At 38.4% G+C, this 19,652-nt stretch carries 19 protein-coding genes and 1 tRNA gene; 10 read left to right on the top strand and 10 right to left on the bottom strand.

Annotated elements, in window-relative coordinates; genetic code table 11:
• Window positions 1-384: 384 nt before the first annotated feature.
• From I6F48_RS08370 to I6F48_RS08380, 3 genes are all read left to right on the top strand, one after another.
• Entirely contained in the window at window positions 385-642 is a 258-nt protein-coding gene (locus I6F48_RS08370; RefSeq protein ID WP_165727267.1) for a hypothetical protein, read from the top strand.
• A 379-nt stretch (window positions 643-1,021) separates the two neighbouring features.
• Entirely contained in the window at window positions 1,022-1,786 is a 765-nt protein-coding gene (locus I6F48_RS08375) for a DUF6515 family protein (RefSeq protein ID WP_165727266.1), read from the top strand.
• Between the two features lie 171 nt (window positions 1,787-1,957).
• A complete protein-coding gene (locus I6F48_RS08380; RefSeq protein ID WP_007587274.1) occupies window positions 1,958-2,458 on the top strand; it encodes an RDD family protein in 501 nt (166 codons plus the stop codon).
• A gap of 102 nt (window positions 2,459-2,560) precedes the next feature.
• Here I6F48_RS08380 and lptG read toward each other — a convergent pair whose 3' ends face one another.
• The gene (lptG, locus tag I6F48_RS08385; protein ID WP_165727265.1) at window positions 2,561-3,628 is read right to left on the bottom strand and encodes an LPS export ABC transporter permease LptG; all 1,068 of its coding nucleotides are present in this window, start codon (window positions 3,626-3,628) and stop codon (window positions 2,561-2,563) included.
• Entirely contained in the window at window positions 3,625-4,737 is a 1,113-nt protein-coding gene (lptF, locus tag I6F48_RS08390) for an LPS export ABC transporter permease LptF (RefSeq protein WP_002962016.1), read from the bottom strand. The genes lptG and lptF overlap by 4 nt, the downstream gene beginning before the upstream one ends.
• 309 nt (window positions 4,738-5,046) lie before the next feature.
• On the opposite strand from lptF, the gene pepA reads away from it, so the two are divergent.
• The 3 genes from pepA to I6F48_RS08405 all read left to right on the top strand — a co-directional run bounded on the left by pepA (window position 5,047) and on the right by I6F48_RS08405 (window position 10,088).
• A complete protein-coding gene (gene pepA / locus I6F48_RS08395) occupies window positions 5,047-6,558 on the top strand; it encodes a leucyl aminopeptidase (protein WP_007587283.1) in 1,512 nt (503 codons plus the stop codon).
• 150 nt (window positions 6,559-6,708) lie between these two features.
• On the top strand, window positions 6,709-7,155 hold the full coding sequence (locus I6F48_RS08400; protein ID WP_007587285.1) for a DNA polymerase III subunit chi: 447 nt from the start codon (window positions 6,709-6,711) through the stop codon (window positions 7,153-7,155).
• Window positions 7,156-7,208: 53 nt separating this feature from the next.
• Window positions 7,209-10,088, top strand: a complete 2,880-nt coding sequence (locus tag I6F48_RS08405) for a valine--tRNA ligase (RefSeq protein ID WP_197119238.1) — start codon at window positions 7,209-7,211, stop codon at window positions 10,086-10,088.
• 113 nt (window positions 10,089-10,201) lie between these two features.
• Here the strand turns inward: I6F48_RS08405 and I6F48_RS08410 are convergent, their stop codons facing one another.
• Window positions 10,202-11,452: an outer membrane protein transport protein gene (locus tag I6F48_RS08410; protein WP_024592249.1), complete on the bottom strand. Its 1,251-nt coding sequence runs from the start codon at window positions 11,450-11,452 to the stop codon at window positions 10,202-10,204.
• Window positions 11,453-11,735: 283 nt separating this feature from the next.
• Here I6F48_RS08410 and I6F48_RS21315 point away from each other — a divergent pair, with 283 nt between their 5' ends.
• Window positions 11,736-12,059, top strand: coding sequence for a hypothetical protein (locus tag I6F48_RS21315; protein ID WP_024592106.1), 324 nt, complete (start codon window positions 11,736-11,738; stop codon window positions 12,057-12,059).
• Here the strand turns inward: I6F48_RS21315 and I6F48_RS08415 are convergent.
• Window positions 12,019-13,233 (bottom strand): HD-GYP domain-containing protein, encoded by a 1,215-nt coding sequence (locus I6F48_RS08415; RefSeq protein WP_197119239.1) that lies wholly within the window; start codon window positions 13,231-13,233, stop codon window positions 12,019-12,021. The genes I6F48_RS21315 and I6F48_RS08415 overlap by 41 nt on opposite strands.
• A 352-nt stretch (window positions 13,234-13,585) precedes the next feature.
• Between I6F48_RS08415 and I6F48_RS08420 the strand changes: the two genes are divergently transcribed.
• Window positions 13,586-15,349 carry a lysophospholipid acyltransferase family protein gene (locus I6F48_RS08420; RefSeq protein WP_165727263.1) on the top strand — a complete coding sequence of 588 codons (1,764 nt, stop codon included), beginning with the start codon at window positions 13,586-13,588 and terminating at the stop codon, window positions 15,347-15,349.
• 108 nt (window positions 15,350-15,457) lie between these two features.
• Here I6F48_RS08420 and I6F48_RS08425 read toward each other — a convergent pair whose 3' ends face one another.
• The 3 genes from I6F48_RS08425 to I6F48_RS08435 all read right to left on the bottom strand — a co-directional run bounded on the left by I6F48_RS08425 (window position 15,458) and on the right by I6F48_RS08435 (window position 16,986).
• Complete coding sequence (locus I6F48_RS08425; RefSeq protein WP_197119240.1) at window positions 15,458-16,162, bottom strand: NRDE family protein; 705 nt, start codon at window positions 16,160-16,162, stop codon at window positions 15,458-15,460.
• Between the two features lies 1 nt (window position 16,163).
• Window positions 16,164-16,697: a DinB family protein gene (locus I6F48_RS08430; RefSeq protein ID WP_165727261.1), complete on the bottom strand. Its 534-nt coding sequence runs from the start codon at window positions 16,695-16,697 to the stop codon at window positions 16,164-16,166.
• A 214-nt stretch (window positions 16,698-16,911) separates the two neighbouring features.
• Window positions 16,912-16,986 (bottom strand) — tRNA-Arg (locus I6F48_RS08435).
• A gap of 246 nt (window positions 16,987-17,232) precedes the next feature.
• Here I6F48_RS08435 and I6F48_RS08440 point away from each other — a divergent pair.
• Window positions 17,233-17,415: a hypothetical protein gene (locus tag I6F48_RS08440; RefSeq protein ID WP_007587299.1), complete on the top strand. Its 183-nt coding sequence runs from the start codon at window positions 17,233-17,235 to the stop codon at window positions 17,413-17,415.
• On the opposite strand, the gene I6F48_RS08445 is transcribed toward I6F48_RS08440, so the two are convergent.
• The 3 genes from I6F48_RS08445 to I6F48_RS08455 all read right to left on the bottom strand — a co-directional run bounded on the left by I6F48_RS08445 (window position 17,412) and on the right by I6F48_RS08455 (window position 19,298).
• Window positions 17,412-18,224 (bottom strand): phosphotransferase, encoded by an 813-nt coding sequence (locus tag I6F48_RS08445; RefSeq protein ID WP_165727260.1) that lies wholly within the window; start codon window positions 18,222-18,224, stop codon window positions 17,412-17,414. The two genes, I6F48_RS08440 and I6F48_RS08445, sit on opposite strands and share 4 nt — an antisense overlap.
• A gap of 3 nt (window positions 18,225-18,227) precedes the next feature.
• On the bottom strand, window positions 18,228-18,845 hold the full coding sequence (gene pnuC / locus I6F48_RS08450; RefSeq protein WP_007587303.1) for a nicotinamide riboside transporter PnuC: 618 nt from the start codon (window positions 18,843-18,845) through the stop codon (window positions 18,228-18,230).
• Between the two features lie 201 nt (window positions 18,846-19,046).
• The gene (locus I6F48_RS08455; protein WP_007587304.1) at window positions 19,047-19,298 is read right to left on the bottom strand and encodes a hypothetical protein; all 252 of its coding nucleotides are present in this window, start codon (window positions 19,296-19,298) and stop codon (window positions 19,047-19,049) included.
• Between the two features lie 107 nt (window positions 19,299-19,405).
• On the opposite strand from I6F48_RS08455, the gene I6F48_RS08460 reads away from it, so the two are divergent.
• Complete coding sequence (locus tag I6F48_RS08460; protein WP_007587305.1) at window positions 19,406-19,645, top strand: DUF2960 domain-containing protein; 240 nt, start codon at window positions 19,406-19,408, stop codon at window positions 19,643-19,645.
• The last annotated feature ends 7 nt before the right edge of the window (window positions 19,646-19,652 follow it).

A 19,652-nucleotide genomic window follows, 5' to 3' on the forward strand; every position in this document is an offset into this window, starting at 1 on the left:
ACTCTAAACAATATCTGGAAATGGTATAGAACCAATACGGTTTTATACCAAGTAGCTTAATTAAGCTACCTGTTTTGAGGTAAGAAAACGGTGTTGATAACACTGCTGAATTTGTTATTAGTTGTTCTCGGCAATTGCTCTACTTTACTCTACTTTGCTCTACCTTCTGCATTTATGCAGTCGTATAGCAGTCATTTTTTAATAGAGTTAACGTTAGATTTAATCTCTCAAATTGATTAAGTATTACTGCGGATTGGTATTAGCGTCAAGAATAGTAAAGATAAGTAAAAGGGTGTAAAGCCTCCCTGCATTGCTCTTACATGCAGTTGGCATTCAGTTTCAAACGTCAATACTAGCCATGTTAACCACAAACGAGGCAATATTATGAAACTTACATTTATACTACCTGCACTATTAGTTATTGGCACTTTATCTAATTCTGCATTTGCAGCACCACATGATAGATATACAAAGCAAGAATATAAAAAGGTTCAGCTAAAACGAGAACTGAAAAAAATTAACCAAACTAAGGTAATCAAGTATGTTCCAGTTAAAGTTGTTAAAAGAAACGTTAATAACACAGCATTTATTAAAGTTAATGTCATAACGTATCACCCTAGCCTTAAATTTATTAAAAGATAGATGCGCCCTTTAAAATATAAAGTCATGTTTGCGGCAATAAACAACGCGCCGCAAACTTAGCTTTTTACACCATTTAAACTCTATTATTGGTATTTTCCCATCTAAAAATGCACGGAAATAACGTTTTCTAAGCACAACAAAAAAGTCCAAATATATAATTTAATAGCAGTATTATTAAAATATCTCTCGTAATAACCCCCCTTAAAAAGAACAGAATTACCCTTAAAAATCGTCAAAAACTAGATATTATGTCAAGAACCGTCAGTAAAATGTAAAAAGCTGTAAGCATAGCTCCGTTTGCTGTTGTATGTCAGTTAACATTCAGTTTGAACCGCTAGTATTGAACCCAGTTATGTAAAAACATAAACGAGGCAATACTATGAAACTTACTTTTTTACTACCTGCACTGCTCGCCATTGGCGCAGTATCAGGCTCTGCGCTTGGAGCACAAAACGAGCGAGAGAATGATAAAAGCTTTAAACGTGACCACGACAAACGTGTTGAATATAAACGCGATGAACGCCGCCATGAAAAAAAGCAGCGTATTGAGCATAAAAAAGAAAAACGAGAAGACCGTAAGCAAGAAAAACGTAAACTTGCTAAGTACAAGCAGGAAAAGCGTGAACAATACCGCTACAACCAGCGCAAATATAACTACTTAACAAGCCATAATAATTCAGTCGCTTACAGACAAAATCGATTTATGAACCATTTACCACGCAATAGCGCATCGATTAGATTTAATGGTATTTCGTTTACGTTTAACGACGGCCTTTACTACCGTAAAGCTAAAAGAGGCTACCATGTAGTTACGCCACCTAGAGGCCTGCGTATAAATACGCTACCAAGAAATTACAGGCATTTTAAGCATCACAATACCACCTACTACACATATCAAAACGTGTATTACGTCGCAAATAATGACGGTTATACAGTGGTTGATGAGCCACCAACCCGTCTTAATCAGGCAATAAAAGTGGGGAATGTGAATGATTATAGCTTGGGCCAAACTTACGATTCATTGCCTCAGGCAGCACAGGCCGTAATAATTAACTCGCAGCAGTATTTTAAATACGGCGATATTTATTTTTTACCGCAAATAAGTGGTGACGACATAAAATACCTTGCTATCAAGCTAGGTTAAATCCGCTATAAATTAAAAGACCTTGCTACCAATAGCAGGGTCTTTTTCATTTCCCCTGTAGGTAATAACTTAAAGCAATAAAATCAATTCCCTCTCTAAACATTAACATGTCTTAGTATTTGTAAGCTTTTTTGCTAAACTAGCTCGCATATTAATAGTGAGAGTGTATTTATGTCGGGTGAGTTTCCACGTGCTGGTTTTTGGCGCCGTTTTGCGTCGTTAGTTTACGATACGTTAGCCATTATTGCGTTTGCGATGTTAACTGTAGTGCTGTATTTATTTGCCGTTCAAGGGCTTATTTCTCTCGATGTAATTAGTTTAAATGGCGCAGAGGATGTATCTGCCTTTATTCAAAATTCAAATCTTCTTTCGGGTATTCGTACCGCTCTTTTAATTATTGTTACCTTAGTATTTTTTGGCTACTTTTGGACTAAAAGCGGGCAAACCATTGGCATGCGTGCATGGCGTTTAAAAGTACAAACTCTTGAGGGTAATTTAATTAGCTGGCCGCAATCAATTATCCGCAGCGTTAGCGCTTTACTCGGTTTAGGTAATTTGGTGGTGTTAGTAGATTTTAAAAACAAAAAAGCACTGCAAGATTACATCTCTAAAACAGAAGTTATTGCACTTACTAAAGAAGAAAACAGACGTATTTATAGTGAGCTTGATTAATACCAACTTTTCAAATCGTGAGTTAAGCGGTAATTAAGCAGTAGTTAAAAAGCAAAAAGGGTGACCAGTGGTCACCCTTTTTCATGCTTTGAATAGGTAAATCTATACCCGTTTATTCATCAAATATGTCGCAAAGCCTATAAATATAATACTGGGTAATACCGCCCCTATAATGGCAGGTATTTGGTAAACCATAACGACAGGGCCAAATATTTCATTAGTTAAGTGAAACACAATCCCTGTAACAACTCCCATAATAATACGTGCGCCCATAGTAACGGTACGCAGCGGGCCAAATATAAACGAGAGCGCCACCAGCAGCATTACCGCAACAGATACTGGCTGCATCAACTTACGCCATAGAGCAAGCTCGTAGGTACTTGTGTCTTGTTCGTTTTGCTCTAAGTAACTTAAATACGACCAAAGCCCAGTAAATGAAAGTGACTCCGGTTTTACCGAAACAACCCCTAACTTTTCAGCTGTGAGTTGCGAAGGGTAAAACTCTTCTGGTAATTGCTCTGTTGTGGTTTTTTCGCTAGTGATAATAACTTTATTAACGTCACGAAGTAGCCAGCCATCTTTTCGGCTCAGTGCATCTCTTGCTTTAGTAATTTGGGTAAGCTCTAACGATTTATCAAAGTGGTACATATGCACCCCGTTAAGCCTGCCGTTTTCATCAACATCTTCAATATTAATAAAATTATTGCCGTCTTTAGCCCATACACCTTTTTGTGTATTAAACACATCGCCGCCATGTATTGCTTGGTTACGCATTTCTTTAGCGTGCAATTGTGCTTCAGGTGCGCCCCATTCGCCCAATGCCATCATACAGATAGCCATAAATATGGCCGTTTTCATCACAGAGCCAATTATTTGTAAGCGCGACATACCAGCGGCTTGCATCACTACAAGCTCACTGTTTGAGGCAAGTGCCCCCAAACCCGTTAAGCCACCAATTAGCGCAGCCATCGGAAAAAACACCACTAAATCGCCAGGTATTGTGTAAAGCGTGTAAAGCATTGCAGTCATTAAGTCGTAACTGCCGCGCCCTACCGACTTTAACTGGTCGATAAATTTAATTAAGGTGCTAATACCAACAAGTACCAACAATGCAAAGCCGGTAGTTTGTAAAATACTGCGGCCTAAATACCAATCAAGCGTTTTCATCATGAGCCTAACTCCCGCTTAGTTACTACGGCTTTAAGCCAAGCGCCCAGTGGTCGCCCTTTTATAATTAATAACCCACCTATAAACAAGGCACTTAGATGAATCCACCACAAGCCGATTGAAGGCGGGATTTTGCCATCTTCAACTGCAAATTTAGCGGCATTTAGTAAAATAAAGTAGCCTAAGTACAAGCTAATAGCAGGCACTAGTTTTGCAAATTTACCTTGGCGAGGATTAACCACACTTAGCGGTACTGCCAGTAAGGTAAGTAGCGGGATTGATAACGGAATAGCGAGTCGCCATTGCCATTGAGCAATAGATTCAGGAGTGTTTATAGCCAATAATTGGTTAGTTGGCACAGCCTCTAATTTACGGCGTTGATGCTCTATTTCTTGCTCTCGTATTTGTACGCTGTAACCATCAAATTCTGTTAAATTAAGTGCAGGCGTTGTGCCGTCTGTTTCGTAACGTTTACCGTCTGTTAGTACTAGCTGTTGCTCACCATTTACGGCTTCAACCACAACACCTTGCTCTGCATATACTAAGCGCGCTAGATTGCCTTTTTCGCTATCGGGTAACTGTGCAACAAATACCTTATTGAGCTCTTTGCCGCCTTTTTCAATATTATGAATAAACACCACGGCTTTTTCGTTACCGGTTTCTTGGAACCGCCCAGCTCTGAGCGCAGATAACCCCGCATCGGCTTTGGCTTGTTCTTTCAATTGATACTCTTGCTCGCTTGCCCACGGCGCTATATACATAGTCAATGCAGCGGCTAATATGGCAAGCCCAACGCTTGATATAAGCGTTACGCGCACAACATACCATTCACTTACGCCACAGGCTTTAAGTACGGTCATTTCGCTATCTGCATATATACGGCTGTAAGCCAAAATAATGCCTAAAAATATACTCAGCGGAAGTATTAGCGAGGCTAGTTGTGGAAGCTTTAGTGCAATCATCGATAGCACTAATTTAGCAGGAATGCTGCCCTCAGAGGCATCACCTAAAATACCAACTAACTTTTGTGACAAAAATATTGTCATTAAAGTTAAAAATACGGCGACCTGCGATTTTAAAACCTCAGCGGTCAAATAACGGAAAATTAGCAATGCTCGCCCCTGTTAAACATGGAATTTCACTACGATAGTGAGAATTGAATAGTTAAATAGCTATTTTACCCAATTAATACCGGCAAATAGGCTATTATTATAAGCCATCAAATTTAATTATCCTACCTAAGTGCACGATATAATGTTGCATTAGTAGCCCTTAAGCATATAAAGTTCAATTACACAGTAAGAGTCTAGCAAAATCAGCTAAAATAAGAATTATCCTTACATAAGTTACGTAGATAAGACTAGAAAATACTTTTTTAGCCCCAACTTACTAACTTAAATGACTCAAAATCAGGAGTGACAATGGAATTTAACGTAAAAAGTGGTAGCCCAGAAAAACAGCGCAGCGCATGTATTGTGGTTGGCGTTTACGAGCCACGTAGGTTATCCCCCATTGGTGAACAACTCGATAAAATTAGTGATGGCTATATCTCTAATTTACTTCGCCGTGGCGACTTAGAAGGTAAGCCAGGCCAAGTTTTATTATTGCATCATGTACCCAATGTATTAAGCGAGCGCATATTGCTTGTTGGTTGTGGTAAAGAGCGCGAGCTTGATGATAAGCAATATAAACAAATTATTTCTAAAACTATTAATACCTTAAACGAAACAGGCTCTATGGAAGCAGTCTGCTTTTTAACAGAGCAACACGTTAAAGGTCGCGACACTTACTGGAAAGTTCGTCAAGCAGTAGAAACAACACAAGATTGCTTATATACGTTTAACCAATTAAAAAGTAAAAAAGTAGATCCTCGTCGTCCGCTTCGTAAAATGGTGTTTAACGTACCAACACGACGCGAACTAACGATTGGCGAAAGTGCCATTGAGCATGGTTTAGCCATTGCTGCAGGTAGTAAGCTGTGTAAAGACGTGGCTAATATGCCACCAAATATTTGTAATCCAGTGTACTTAGGCGAGCAAGCACAAGAGTTGGCAACTAATTTTGACAACATCACTGTTGATATTATTGGCGAAAAGCAAATGGCAGAACTAGGTATGAATTCTTACCTAGCTGTTGGCCGAGGTAGTGATAACGAATCGATTATGTCGATTATTAACTACAAAGGCGCCGCTGACGACCAAGCCCCTATTGTACTTGTTGGTAAAGGCTTAACGTTTGACTCAGGCGGTATTTCATTAAAACCAGGCGAAGGCATGGACGAAATGAAATACGACATGGGCGGCGCTGCAGGTGTTATTGGCGCAATGCGTGCACTTGCACAAATGCAATTGCCAATTAACGTTATTGGTGTTTTAGCTGGCTGTGAAAATATGCCTGGCTCAAACGCGTATCGCCCGGGTGATATTTTAACAACAATGTCGGGGCAAACAGTTGAAGTGTTAAACACCGACGCTGAAGGTCGTTTAGTATTGTGCGACGCACTAACGTACGTTGAACGCTTTAATCCAGATACCGTTATTGACGTAGCAACACTTACTGGCGCTTGTATTGTAGCCCTTGGCGCGCATGCGACTGGTTTACTATCAAACCATAACCCACTTGCACACGATTTATTAAAAGCGTCTGAGCAAAGTGGCGACCGTGCATGGCAGTTACCGTTATGGGATGACTATCAAGATCAGCTAGAAAGCCCATTTGCTGACTTTACAAACTTAGGTGGACGCTCTGCGGGTACTATTACTGCGGCATGTTTCTTGTCTAAATTTACTAAAAAGTATCATTGGGCGCATTTAGATGTTGCCGGTACAGCGTGGCGCAGTGGCGCTAAAAAAGGCGCAACGGGTCGTCCTGTACCAATGCTTACTCAGTATTTATTAAATAGAGCTGGCGTAAGTGAAGCCGCTCAAGATTAAACACACTGTTTAGCTACTTATAAGGCGCCATTTGGCGCCTTATTTATTTGTGTATTAATTGAAGCAAACCCCGTTATATGGCAAAATCTGCCTCTTAATTTATGTATATCAATTTGGTATACATTCAATGTCATGGGAAACCCCGATACAATGAACATGAACGCTAAATTTTTCGTTCTAAAGCAACAAGATGAGTCTAAAGCGAAGGCTGACGATCATTTTGCTTTGGCTGCTCAAATTGCGGCCGATCAGTATCGAAATGGGCAGCGTGTGTTTATTTGTGTTAACGATAACGAAGCAGCCTGTGCCATTGATGAAATAATTTGGGCATTCGATCCAGATAGTTTTGTGCCACATAATTTACAAGGTGAAGGCCCTAAAGGCGGCGCACCTGTAGAAATTGGTATTACGCCACCTGTTGGCAATCGTAAAGTTTTAATTAACTTGGCTACTCAATTACCGGATTACATTCGTCGGTTTAACCAAGTTTTTGATTTTGTACCCGTAGAAGCAGCGGCTAAACAAGCAGCCCGCGAGCGTTTTAAAAAGCTACGCCAACTCGGTGCCAATCTCACCACGCAAGATATTAATAGCTAGCCAATCAGGCAAACTAACCAACTAATTTAAGTACTTATTTAAGGTTCTGTGTAATGGATAAAACCTACAATCCGCAAGATATTGAACAGTCTCTATATCAAGACTGGGAACAAAAAGGCTACTTTAAGCCATCTGGCAAAGGCGTACCATATTCAATTATGATCCCGCCGCCAAATGTCACTGGTAGCTTACACATGGGCCACGCCTTCCAAGATACAATAATGGATACCCTAACGCGTTTTAAACGTATGCAAGGTAACAACACATTATGGCAAGTAGGTACTGACCACGCAGGTATTGCAACGCAAATGTTAGTTGAGCGTAAACTGCATGCCGAAGAAGGCAAAACACGCCACGATTTAGGCCGCGAAGATTTTATTAATAAAATCTGGGAATGGAAAAAAGAATCGGGCGGCACTATTACCAAGCAGCTTCGTCGCCTTGGCGCATCGGTTGATTGGGATCGTGAACGCTTTACCATGGATGATGGTTTATCTGAAGCTGTTAAAGAAGTGTTTGTACGCCTTCACAAAGAAAACCTAATTTACCGTGGTAAACGCCTAGTAAACTGGGATCCTAAATTACATACGGCTATTTCTGATCTTGAAGTTGAAAACAAAGACAAAAAAGGCCACATGTGGAACTTACGTTACCCACTGGCTGATGGCGTTACAACGCAAGACGGAAAAGACTACATAGTAGTCGCTACAACTCGTCCAGAAACCATGCTTGGCGACTCAGGTGTTGCAGTAAACCCTGATGACGAACGCTACATAGATTTAATCGGTAAAGAGATTTTATTACCTATCGTTAATCGTCGTATTAAAATTGTTGCTGACGAACATGCCGATAAAGATAAAGGCACGGGCTGTGTAAAAATAACCCCAGCGCACGACTTTAACGATAACGAAGTGGGCAAGCGTCATCAAATGCCGATGATCAACATTTTCGATAAAGACGCCGCTATTCTTACCCAAGGTGAAACATACACCTTTGACGGTAAAGAGCTTGAGTTTGATGCGCCAATTCCTGAGCGCTTGCGCGGGCTTGATCGTTTTGCAGCGCGTAAAGCAATTGTGGCTGAATTTGAAGAACTTGGCCTACTTGAAAAAATTGAAGACCATGGTTTAACGGTTCCTTACGGCGATCGCTCTGGTGTTGTAATCGAGCCACTACTTACCGACCAATGGTATGTACGTGTTGCACCACTTGCTGAGCCTGCAAAAGACGCTGTTAAAAACGGCGATATTCAATTTGTACCTAAGCAATATGAAAACATGTACTTCTCGTGGATGAACGACGTACAAGATTGGTGTATTTCACGCCAGCTTTGGTGGGGTCACCGTATCCCAGCTTGGTACGACAATGAAGGTAACGTATTTGTTGGTCGCGACGAAGCTGAAGTACGCCGTGAAAACAACATTGCAGATAACGTAACGCTAAGCCAAGACGAAGACGTACTTGATACGTGGTTCTCATCAGCGCTTTGGACTTTCTCTACACAAGGTTGGCCTGAAAATACTGATGATTTAAAAACCTTCCACCCGTCTGACGTGTTGGTAACTGGTTTTGATATTATTTTCTTCTGGGTTGCACGCATGATTATGATGACGCTGCACTTTGTAAAAGACGAAAATGGCAAACCACAAGTTCCGTTTAAAACCGTGTATGTAACCGGCTTAATACGTGATGACAACGGCGATAAAATGTCTAAGTCAAAAGGTAACGTACTTGACCCACTAGACATGATTGACGGCATTGAGCTTGAAGACCTAGTACAAAAGCGTACTGGCAACATGATGCAGCCAAAACTTGCCGCTAAAATCGAAAAAGATACGCGTAAAGTATTTGCTGGCGGTATTGAAGCACACGGTACAGACGCCCTTCGCTTTACCCTTGCGGCAATGGCATCAACCGGTCGTGATATAAACTGGGATATGAACCGCCTTGAAGGTTACCGTAACTTCTGTAATAAATTATGGAACGCGAGCCGTTACGTACTAATGAACACAGAAGAGCTAGATTGTGGTTTTACTGGGCTAGGAAGTAATGTAGATACTGTATTAACAGATAAAGAGTTCTCATTAGCTGACCGTTGGATTTTAGGTCAATATGAAGCAACAGTTAAAACCTACACAGAACACCTAGATAACTACCGCTTTGACTTAGCTGCTAACACGCTTTACGAATTCACATGGAACCAATTTTGTGATTGGTACTTAGAACTAACTAAGCCAGTACTGTTTAAAGGTAATGAAGCGCAGCAACGTGGTACACGCCATACGCTAATAACGGTACTTGAAAGTTTACTGCGTTTAATGCATCCAATGATGCCATACATCACTGAAACTATTTGGCAACGTGTTGCACCACTTGCAGGCCTTGAAACAGAGAACACCAGTATTATGGTTCAGCCGTTCCCTGTATACAACGAAGCAAGCGTTGATGCTAAAGCAATGGAAGATTTAGAGTGGGTTAAACAATTCATTTTATCTATTCGTAATATTCGTGGTGAAATGGATATTAGTCCAAGTAAACCGCTTAGCGTATTACTTGCTAATGCATCAAGTGACGACATGCGCCGTATTGAAGAAAACAAATCATTTTTAGCATCACTTGCAAAAATTGAAGAGTTTACAATGCTTGAAAACAAAGACGATGCACCAGCATGTGCAACGTCTTATGTTGGCAACCTTGAGATAATGATCCCAATGGCGGGCTTAATTGATGTGGAAGCCGAGCTTTCGCGTATTAATAAGCAACTCGAAAAAGCAGAAAAAGGCCTAGCACAAGTACAAAACAAACTTGCTAACGAAAAGTTTGTAAACAACGCACCTGAAGCGGTACTTGCTAAAGAAAATGCAAAACTGGCTGAATTTAGCGATGCTAAAACTAAGCTACTTGAGCAAAAAACTAAAATAGAAAGCTTATAATTTTAGTTATTATGCCTATTAACACTATTTAATAGGCATTAAAAAAGCCGCTCACTTTAATTAAAGTGAGCGGCTTTTTTGTGCCCTGTGATTAACCACAAGACACTTCTACATTAAAACTTGTAGTTGTACTGAGCGCCAATAAGTACTGCATTACCTTCTGACTCAAACTCAAATCCATCTTCTTCAAAGTTCTGAGTTTTACCACGGATAATACTTACACCAAGATCAACGTTAGAGCTTTGATCAATTGTGTAGTTACCACCGAATGAGAACCAAAAACGATCTGTATCTGGGATAGAGATCGACAGGTGATCTTGTGATACTGGAGACTGATCAAATGCTACACCAGCACGAAGTAATAAATCTTCGTTATATTGGTAATCTGAACCAACAGCGAAACGGTATGAATCAGAGAAGCTTTCATCTTTATTAAATGCGCTAAATTTATCGCCAGTTGGAGCTGTAACTTGTGCTTCTAATGAATCAAAGCTACTCCAACCTGTCCATAAAATACTGTAATGAAGACCAAGTTTTTCATCTAACTGATGAGAACCTGAAAATTCAGCTATTGCAGGAAGTGTTATTTCAACAGAACCAGGTAATTCAGTTCCATTTAATCCACCAAAAGCTGTTGGTATTTGATTCGAGTAATCACCTTCGAATGTAATATCTGTTTCTGTACGATAATTAAAACCAAAACGGCTGTTATCATCTAGCTGATACATTAAACCAACATTTAAAGCGTAACCTGTATCATCACCTTCCAAGTTCACAACTTCAGTGCTTGAAGCAAATGGTAAACCAGAGCCAGCATGACGCACAATAGTTGCATCAGCGTAAATTACGTTTAAGCCAATACCATAGCTAAACTTTTCAGTAACTTTATAAGCAACGCTTGCATTTAAGTTAACGGTGAAGATTTCTGTTTTACCAGCAATCTGTCCTGCTGAGTAGTCATCGTCAAAGTCTGTTGATAAACCAAAGTTAGAAAATGCACCAAAACCAAGCGATACTTTATCGTTGTAAGGCATAGTAAAGTAAGCTGCTGGTACCACTGCACTTGGTGCAATGCTATCGTCATCTAATGAAGATTGATCAATACCAGTTGGCGCGCCTTCACCTTCTAAGCTTACATCTGGGATTACGCCAATAGCAGCAACACTTAGTTGCTTTTCTTTAAATAAAGTCATTAGTGCAGGGTTACGTGCAACTACAGACGCGTCGTCTGCGATAGAAGCTTCACCAGCGTATGCGCGGCCTAAACCCGATGCATTTTGCTCTGATAATTGAAACGCAGCTGCAAAGCTATCAGCTGAAACAAATGCAAGCGAAGCTGCAATAAGGGTTTTAGAAAATTTCATTGTTGAGTCCTTAACCAAACTGACTGTCTGGGTACTATGTGTGTTGTTATTAGGATTTAAAACGTGATTACACTACCTTAATTTTTTGTAAAAAACTCTATGAATACGTCAAAAGACAGTAAAAAACATGTTTTTTAACGACATTTTAACAACTATTTAAAACTCATCGGATGAGAAGTGTGGTATTAGAGTAAACACTCTAAATGTAATTAATTATCATTTAGATTGACTTAAAATTAGTAGCAACTTACACTCATTATAAAATCGCAATGGAAGTAAAACTGTGATCATTTTATTTATTATTACAGGGCTAATATTTTGTGGGGCGAGTGTGTTTTGCTTTTACAAAGCAAACTACTGCGCATGTACCCAAGCAGGACAATGCGATAACCCCGTAAACCATTATTGGTTAGGGGCAATGTTAAATGCGTTGATCTCTTTAGCGCTGTGTTGTTTTGCATTGCACGTAGAGCTAGGCACTTTGTTATGGTTAACACTGATGGGAAATTGCTTTTTGGGTGCGTTTATTTCTGCAAAACAAACTAAAAAAAGGCAATGCAGTAAAACTAGTTCAACAAATGCTCTTTTAGCAGGCGAGACAAATTAATCTGATAATCTAAGGGCTTAACACTTGATAGTATTTTAAGCTCTTGGGTGTGCTCACTTAAATCGATGTCTTTCGGTGTAACATGATGATTGTGCTTAGCATTATAAAATAGCTTAATTTTAGGTTTAATAGGATTTAATACGTTCCCTTCAAGCACTAAGGCTAAACGTTCATTCGTTAATTTTACAATAGTTCCTACCGGATGAACCCCTAAACACTTTATAAAACGCTGTACTAACTCACCATCAAACAATTGCTTATTGGCTAATAAGTACCGCAATGCGTTGATTGGTTCATCACCATCTTGATGCATTCTATCGGCAGTCATTGCATCGTACACATCTACAATTGCCATTATACGCGCTGGACGACTTAACTTCTCTGCCTGTAGGCCTCGCGGATAACCAGAGCCATCTAAGCGCTCATGATGATTCACTATCATATCAAGCATAAGGGGTGTTATACCCTTCTCGCCTTTAACTAAACCCAAACCTTGAGCTACATGCTTTTTAATCGCTAAGAGCTCATTATTAGTAACCTTAGTTGGCTTTGAAAATATACCCTGCGGTAATTTAGCTTGGCCTAAATCATGAAGTAACGCGCCCATGGCAAGCTCTTGCACAACAGCCATTTTGTACCCTAAGTATTTAGTAAATACAGCGGTAAAAATGGCGCAGTTGATCATATGCCGCCAGTTATAGCTGTGTTTATCTTTTATACGAGTAAGAATAGTCATGGCGTTGGCGTTACGAAAAACTGAGCTGACTATTTCGCTGGCTATTTCATCAAGCACTTTTATATTAACACTCAGGCCAGATGTTAAGTCACCGTATAACGACTGTAGCTTTCGGCCATGCTGATCGTAATTGACACTCGCTTTAGCAAATTCTTGTTCAATTGAGATTGCTATAGGTGTTTTTTCGGCTTTTTGCTGGCTATTAGATGTTTTAGGTTTGCTTTGAGGCTTATATTTGGCAGGAACTGGGGCATCACCTTTAGCAAAATCTATAAGCAGCTCAAGCACCCCTTCAGAGACTAAACGCTTAATAATAGATCTATCGCGCACTAAGCCACTGGTCTTAATTTTTATGCTATTGATCCCTTCATGTTGCTTAGTAACGCTATCAACATACATACCAGGAGTAAGCTCAGATACGGGCAAAGTAATTAGCATAAAGGCGGGATTTTTCTATTAAGGAATATGTACCTTAAATAGCATTAATTAAGCCTAAAAGTCTAGTTTTTGAGTTGTAAGTAGTTATATATAACTAAAAGCATTATTTACAGCCCTATTTGAGCTGCATTGTAATTCTGATTATTTTACTTTTTAATAATTAAACGCTTTCATCTCAACTACACTAAATTGCTTATCACTAAAAAGCAGGTGATTTAGCTATAAAATTTATCTAATCATTATAAAAAAGCGAACTTTATTAACCTTTCTTGAACATAATATTGTTTTGCCTCGGTCTCAATATACACAGCACTTAATAACAACTGCTTTAAATTCTTAAGAGTACTAATATATGACAAAACTAAACCACCCCGTATCAAACCTAAGTGTGGCTGCAATAAACACAGCCTCGCCTTTGGGTCATATATTAAAAGCAGCCGCTCCACTGCTCGATAGCTTATTAGGTATAAATAAACTGCGTGATATATACCTCTCTAATAATTTATCGGGTTTAGATAAGCAGGAGTTTAGTGAAAAGCTTTTAAATGTATTGGGTATTAATGTACTTGGCGCACAAAGTGTTATTAACAAAATACCTAAGCAAGGCCCTTGCATAGTAGTATGTAACCATCCTTATGGCATGATTGAGGGCGTAATAATTGCCAAATTACTCACCCATTATCGTAGCGATACTAAAGTAATGGCTAACGTTGGTTTAAAAATATTTACAGAAATTAAAGATTATTTTATTTTTGCTAATCCACTAAAACCAAAAGCAGCCATTAATACCAGCGCAATTAAACAGTGTTTTAGTCATGTTAAAAATGATGGCCTACTTGTGGTTTTTCCTGCTGGCAGGGTTTCGTTTTTTCAATCAAAAAAACAACGTGTAACCGACGGTCAATGGAATCGCTTAGCGGCTCAACTAGCCTTAAAAACACAAGCCCCTTTATTACCTGTGTTTATTAGTGGTCAAAATAGCCCTATGTTTTACAATTTGGGACGTATTTACTACCGATTTAGATTATTAATGCTAATACGTGAATTACTTAAAATTCAAAAAAGGTCCATTAATTTAGGTGCTGGTAATTTACTTACACCCAAGTTATTAAATAAATTTGAGAAAACTGACGACATTAACGATATTGCACGCCTGCTTTGCTATTTAAACGATGAACGCTTTGTAACACCTTGGCAAGACGATGCCCAGTCAATGCAACTAAAAGCGATTATGCAGGATGTTGATAAAACAAAAATGACGAGTGAACTTGCTAGCTTACCAAGCGAGCAGCACTTATTAGACTTTAAAAGTTACTCCGTTTATTACGGTTATCAAGATCAAATACCTAATTGTGTTGCTGAAATAACACGCCTTAGAGAAATAACCTTTCGTACATTAAACGAAGGAAGCGGCGAGCCATGTGATACCGATAAGTTTGACGCAACCTACATGCATTTATTTATTTTTGATCATAAAAATGAAGAGATCATTGGAGCTTATCGAATTGGACAAACTGATTTATTACAAAAAAATAGCGACGTGAGCGCCCTTTATTTATCGCAAATGTTTAATTTTGAACCCTCTTTTATTAATCAACAACAGCCGTGCTTGGAAATGGGTCGCTCGTTTATAGTTCAAAAACATCAAGGCAGTTACCATGGCTTATTACTGCTATTTAAAGGGATCGGTGCGTTTATGGCGCAAAACCCACGTTATAGGACTTTATATGGCACTGTTTCATTAAGTAAGCTTTACGACCCTCGTTCTGTCGCAATTATTGACCATGCAATGGTTAATAATAAACAAGGTGTTAGCGCCAATACGCCTTTTAATAATAAAATTCATCCAGAGTTTGAAGACTTCATTAGTGATCACACGTTAAACATAGATCATGTATCAACATTGGTTATGGGAATAGAAGAAGACAAAAAAGACATACCAATTTTATTAAAGCAATATCATAAGCTAGGCGCTCAATTTCATTGTATGGGAATTGACAGTAACTTTAATCACACCCCAGGATTACTTTTAAGTGTGCACCTACCAAGTGCGCCTGAAAAGCTACTTAAGCTCTACCTTGGTGATAAAAAAGATGATTATATAAATCACTCATAATTTTCACCTGCTGTATTAATACTGCAGATGAAAATAGAGCAACAAAAAAGTCGACGCAATTAATTGCGTCGACTTTTTTAGTTATGTAACAGCTATAAAAATATTTAGTTAAGCTGCAGCCACTTTTAAACAACTAATGCTGCTAATGAGCTGAGACTGCTTATCAAAATAATTAAAGCGTATAGTGTTACCAACTTTAATATGACTAATACTGACTGTCATTGCATCTTCTCTTTGCATATTTACAGCATATTGGCCTTGATCAGCTTTGCTGTAATGAAATGCTAAAAACTGCTCACTTGCAGGATATCTTAAGTCAATAAATTGCTTAAATTGTTGTTTACGCTTTTGTGTAACTGTTTCTAGCTCAACGCCAGACGACGTTGCAAGCGATTCAACTTGGCAATCGATTAATTTTTTTGTGTCCCACCGAACAAAAGCGATGTGCCCATTATTTAGCGATAATTTATCCGGAAAAATACACAATTTAAAAGGCGCGTAACCCGATAAATCCATATTTTTTAATTGAGACAATGCAGGGGTATTATTGCTTAGTAAATGCGGGATTAAGAGGCCTCTGCTGTGCTTTACGGCAGTTATATCAAATGCACTTTGATAATCGTTTAATAAAGCTAATGTTTGCCCCCAATGCGATACACCAAGCCAAGTACCACCCCCTTGCGGATCGATAGGGTAAATTGCGTTATCTGTGTGCTTACTCGGGGCGATTGCCATTTCTCGCGTTTTTTGTTCATCACGATTAAAAAACAACTCGTAGCCATCATCAGTTAGAAAGTAACTTAAAGTGCACATATTAACTTTGCAGTGATTTTAATTGGCTTTGTTGGCTTTTTTCTCTCAAAAAAGTGGCTGTACTTGGTGCTAACCCAAAGTTCTGGTCGAATGATGCTTTTTGTGCAAAGGTAATTTGTGAAATCATCGCATAGTGATGTACTGCATGGCTTCCTACAAATATAAGCTCTCGTGCTAATGAGGTTGTTACAGTTTGTACATTTTTACTTTTAATTGATACTTCGCTTGAAAGTAACAGCGGTTTATTAAAATCATCTGGACTTAGCTGTTCAATCCACGATGCTATCTCGGCAATTTTTTTTATAGCTTCACAGGGGTTACTTTCAATATTACTGCCGCGTAGGCGACTATCGTAATCAATATTATTTATACCAAAGCCCGTCATTAAAGATTGGTAATGATCGATAATGTGGCGCATATGTGACCCAACTGAACTAATGAAATTAGGAGCAACGATTTGCGAATAATCCTCTTTAGTTACACTTTCAAGATAAGCATGTCCTTGAGCGAGTATTTCTAACTGACTATTTAACATTGAATCGGTTTTCCTCATTTATAATTTCGTCGTATATGCATACATAACGTTAGATAACATTTTGAATAATGCAATTTTGCATTGTATAAATAACTAGAAAGCTGTTCTTACAATAAAATTTCAAAATTTATGCAGTAATACATTTTTAAATACAAAAGTAATTAATGAAAAGCTAGATAATATAGAGGGGAATATTAGTAGATGTAAAAGCAAATGGCGCTCTCGGTAGGGATCGAACCTACAACTTAGCCTCCGGAGGGCCACGTGATATCCATTTCACCACGAGAGCACATTTGTTGCCGCCACACCAACTCGCGATATCAGTGCTTTAGCATCAGCAATGATAAAGAGATCTTTAAATAAATACCAGTAACATCAGCTTATATGCTTATTAATTAAACTCTTTTAAATAAAACACTTCACAATGGCTTAAAAACACGCTATTTATTCTTATTGAATAGGAAACAGTAACGGTTTAGTAACATTGAAACTATGATTGTCGCTGTGCGGATGGATTTAATACGAGGAAATAATGATGAGTTTAATGTCTACTGAGCAAGTTGCTGAATTTTTAGGTGTAAAAGTAGAGCGTGTAAAACGTCTCTCTAGAGAAAGTTTATTAATTGCTAAATCAGAAGATGAAAATGGTGAACCACAATTTGATACAGCCGAAGTAACAAAATACAAAGAGCTCGCCGAGCGCTTTGGTGGTCTTTAACATCTACAAAAAGTATTATTAACGAGTTTAGTTAGCTGCGCGCGTAACATTACAGATTTACTAGTTATGCTGCGCTCTTCATACCAGCCAATACATAACACTAAAAAAAACAGCTTATAATAATTCAGCTTATCCATTGAAGGATTAAACGTTTTTGTTTTATCGATACTATTTTTATAGTTATTTAACAATGCACTTTCACTGCTCTCATTAAGATTAAAGCTCACTGCAAGGGCTGACAAATCAAAATACACATCGTTAGTTTGTGCATATTCAAAGTCAATTAAATACATGCCTGAAGCATTTACAATAATGTTATCTTTTACTAAGTCGTTATGACAAAAGCCTCCATTAAATGACATAGCTGCAACGGCTTTGAGTGCCTTCTCTATTTGAGGTTTGTATTGCGTATATACGTGGGTGCTTTGATAAAAATGAAGCTCTTTAGCTATATCCATTGGCGCGGTAGACACTTTGTAATTGTGCACTTGAGCAAGTTTATTAATAAAGCAAAGCGTTATATCCGATTGCGCGCTCTTGCCTTCAATATAATTAAATACCGCACGACCGTTTTCTTTATCAAGCCAAATAGGCGCAGGGCATATATTAAAGTCACTTAAAAAGCGCTGCGCTTCAAGGCTGTCACTTGGCCAATGGCTTTTATAACACTTTAACAAATACCCTTGTTGCTCGGTACGTATTAAAAAATTATCGTTACTAAAGCCATTAAGTAATCGCTCGCTTGAAACAATGCTTGTAGGCTCTATAAACGCACTACACATTTTTACTAACTGGGTATGCTCAATCATTGATTAAAGCTGTGCTAGAGGCTTAGCTTGGCTTTGTTCGTACTCTTCGTACCAGGTTTTAAAGCCCCACGCTGCCATAATGGTATAAAATATAAAGAGTGCTAGCGTTGGGTAATAGCCTTTTTCGTAATATAAGTACATAGAAGCTGCATCGATTACAATCCAGTACAGCCAGTTTTCAAGGACTTTTTTAGCAACTAAGTAAGTCGTTACTACAGCAAAACACGTTGTAAAACTATCAAGGTAAGCAAAGTCGGCATGCGTATAGTTTTGCATAACATAGCCAATAACAATTGCAGCTACGGTTGTTAAACTAATTAAAACAGCATGACGGTTTATCGACCACGATGTAATATTTAAATTTGCAGCTTTGCCTTTACGCCATACAACCCAGCCAAATACAGCCATATACATATAATAAAAATTAAGTAACGACTCCATAAGTAATGCGCCATTCCAGTACATTATTGTATAAATGAGCGTGCTAAAAAATGCCGCAGGCCAACACCATAAGCTTTCTTTTATTGCTAATAATAAATAAGCCATCGACAACCCTACCGCAATATACTCCCAATGCGACATTGCTGTAAAACCACTTAAGGTTTGTGTTAAAAAGTCCATATTATGCAATTACCGTTTAGTTGTGCCGATTGTTATACCAATCTGCTTATATACGGGGTCTATTTAACGTTAAGAAAATTACGCTAGAACTAGGCAAAAATTTTTGTATCTAGTTGTTCTAAATAAAAAATTTTTAATGACGTTATAGTGCAATTTAATTCGTTAAATTGATCAAATATTTATGCAGGTTGGTATTATAGGTTATTCAGGCGATAAGTCGCCAGAGAGAAACTTACATACAAAAATAGCTTTACCAAATTCTTCATATGAACGTTTAATTTCGGTATTTAACACCTGCATTACTAAATCGTAATCACCAAAAATTTGCGTTGATAACGTGTTAGTAATCACTTTTAAATCATCGTATTCGTTTAATCTGTCAATAAAGCCCTGAATAAACGGGATATAATCTTGGTGAAGTGGGTATTTACTGATCTCTACTGATAATTTCATTTTTGACTCTTTATTTTAATTACCGATTACAACAAGTCATTCAATGCTAGAGCCGTTATTAAATACAGTGTAAAATCGCTGCAACACTCAATTGAAATGAGCTTAAAATGGCACGTAGAATAACCTACAAATATAAAAACGAACCGCGCGAGATTAATTTCGCTAAAGATAAATACCACGACATGTATCAAGCAATTGCTGCCGCCGAAGGTATTGATCTGACTAATTACTTAAGCATGGTACAGCAAATAGAAATGACCTCAAAAGGGTCTGCTTCTGTTCGTAACTTTCGCGACCAAGAATTTGCCCGTATGGGCTTTAGCGACGTTTACTTTATAAAAGAGTAAATACCGC

The sequence above is a fragment of the Pseudoalteromonas sp. SWYJ118 genome (assembly GCF_015864505.1).
In the GTDB taxonomy this organism is placed as follows: domain Bacteria; phylum Pseudomonadota; class Gammaproteobacteria; order Enterobacterales; family Alteromonadaceae; genus Pseudoalteromonas; species Pseudoalteromonas arctica.

Coding starts and splice junctions, on each gene's coding strand:
- I6F48_RS08370 (WP_165727267.1), top strand. CDS start 385: ATGAAACTTACATTTATACTACCTGCACTATTAGTTATTGGCACTTTA.
- I6F48_RS08375 (WP_165727266.1), top strand. CDS start 1,022: ATGAAACTTACTTTTTTACTACCTGCACTGCTCGCCATTGGCGCAGTA.
- I6F48_RS08380 (WP_007587274.1), top strand. CDS start 1,958: ATGTCGGGTGAGTTTCCACGTGCTGGTTTTTGGCGCCGTTTTGCGTCG.
- lptG (WP_165727265.1), bottom strand. CDS start 3,628: ATGATGAAAACGCTTGATTGGTATTTAGGCCGCAGTATTTTACAAACT.
- pepA (WP_007587283.1), top strand. CDS start 5,047: ATGGAATTTAACGTAAAAAGTGGTAGCCCAGAAAAACAGCGCAGCGCA.
- I6F48_RS08400 (WP_007587285.1), top strand. CDS start 6,709: ATGAACATGAACGCTAAATTTTTCGTTCTAAAGCAACAAGATGAGTCT.
- I6F48_RS08405 (WP_197119238.1), top strand. CDS start 7,209: ATGGATAAAACCTACAATCCGCAAGATATTGAACAGTCTCTATATCAA.
- I6F48_RS08410 (WP_024592249.1), bottom strand. CDS start 11,452: ATGAAATTTTCTAAAACCCTTATTGCAGCTTCGCTTGCATTTGTTTCA.
- I6F48_RS08415 (WP_197119239.1), bottom strand. CDS start 13,233: ATGCTAATTACTTTGCCCGTATCTGAGCTTACTCCTGGTATGTATGTT.
- I6F48_RS08420 (WP_165727263.1), top strand. CDS start 13,586: ATGACAAAACTAAACCACCCCGTATCAAACCTAAGTGTGGCTGCAATA.
- I6F48_RS08425 (WP_197119240.1), bottom strand. CDS start 16,162: ATGTGCACTTTAAGTTACTTTCTAACTGATGATGGCTACGAGTTGTTT.
- I6F48_RS08430 (WP_165727261.1), bottom strand. CDS start 16,697: ATGTTAAATAGTCAGTTAGAAATACTCGCTCAAGGACATGCTTATCTT.
- I6F48_RS08440 (WP_007587299.1), top strand. CDS start 17,233: ATGAGTTTAATGTCTACTGAGCAAGTTGCTGAATTTTTAGGTGTAAAA.
- I6F48_RS08445 (WP_165727260.1), bottom strand. CDS start 18,224: ATGATTGAGCATACCCAGTTAGTAAAAATGTGTAGTGCGTTTATAGAG.
- pnuC (WP_007587303.1), bottom strand. CDS start 18,845: ATGGACTTTTTAACACAAACCTTAAGTGGTTTTACAGCAATGTCGCAT.
- I6F48_RS08455 (WP_007587304.1), bottom strand. CDS start 19,298: ATGAAATTATCAGTAGAGATCAGTAAATACCCACTTCACCAAGATTAT.
- I6F48_RS08460 (WP_007587305.1), top strand. CDS start 19,406: ATGGCACGTAGAATAACCTACAAATATAAAAACGAACCGCGCGAGATT.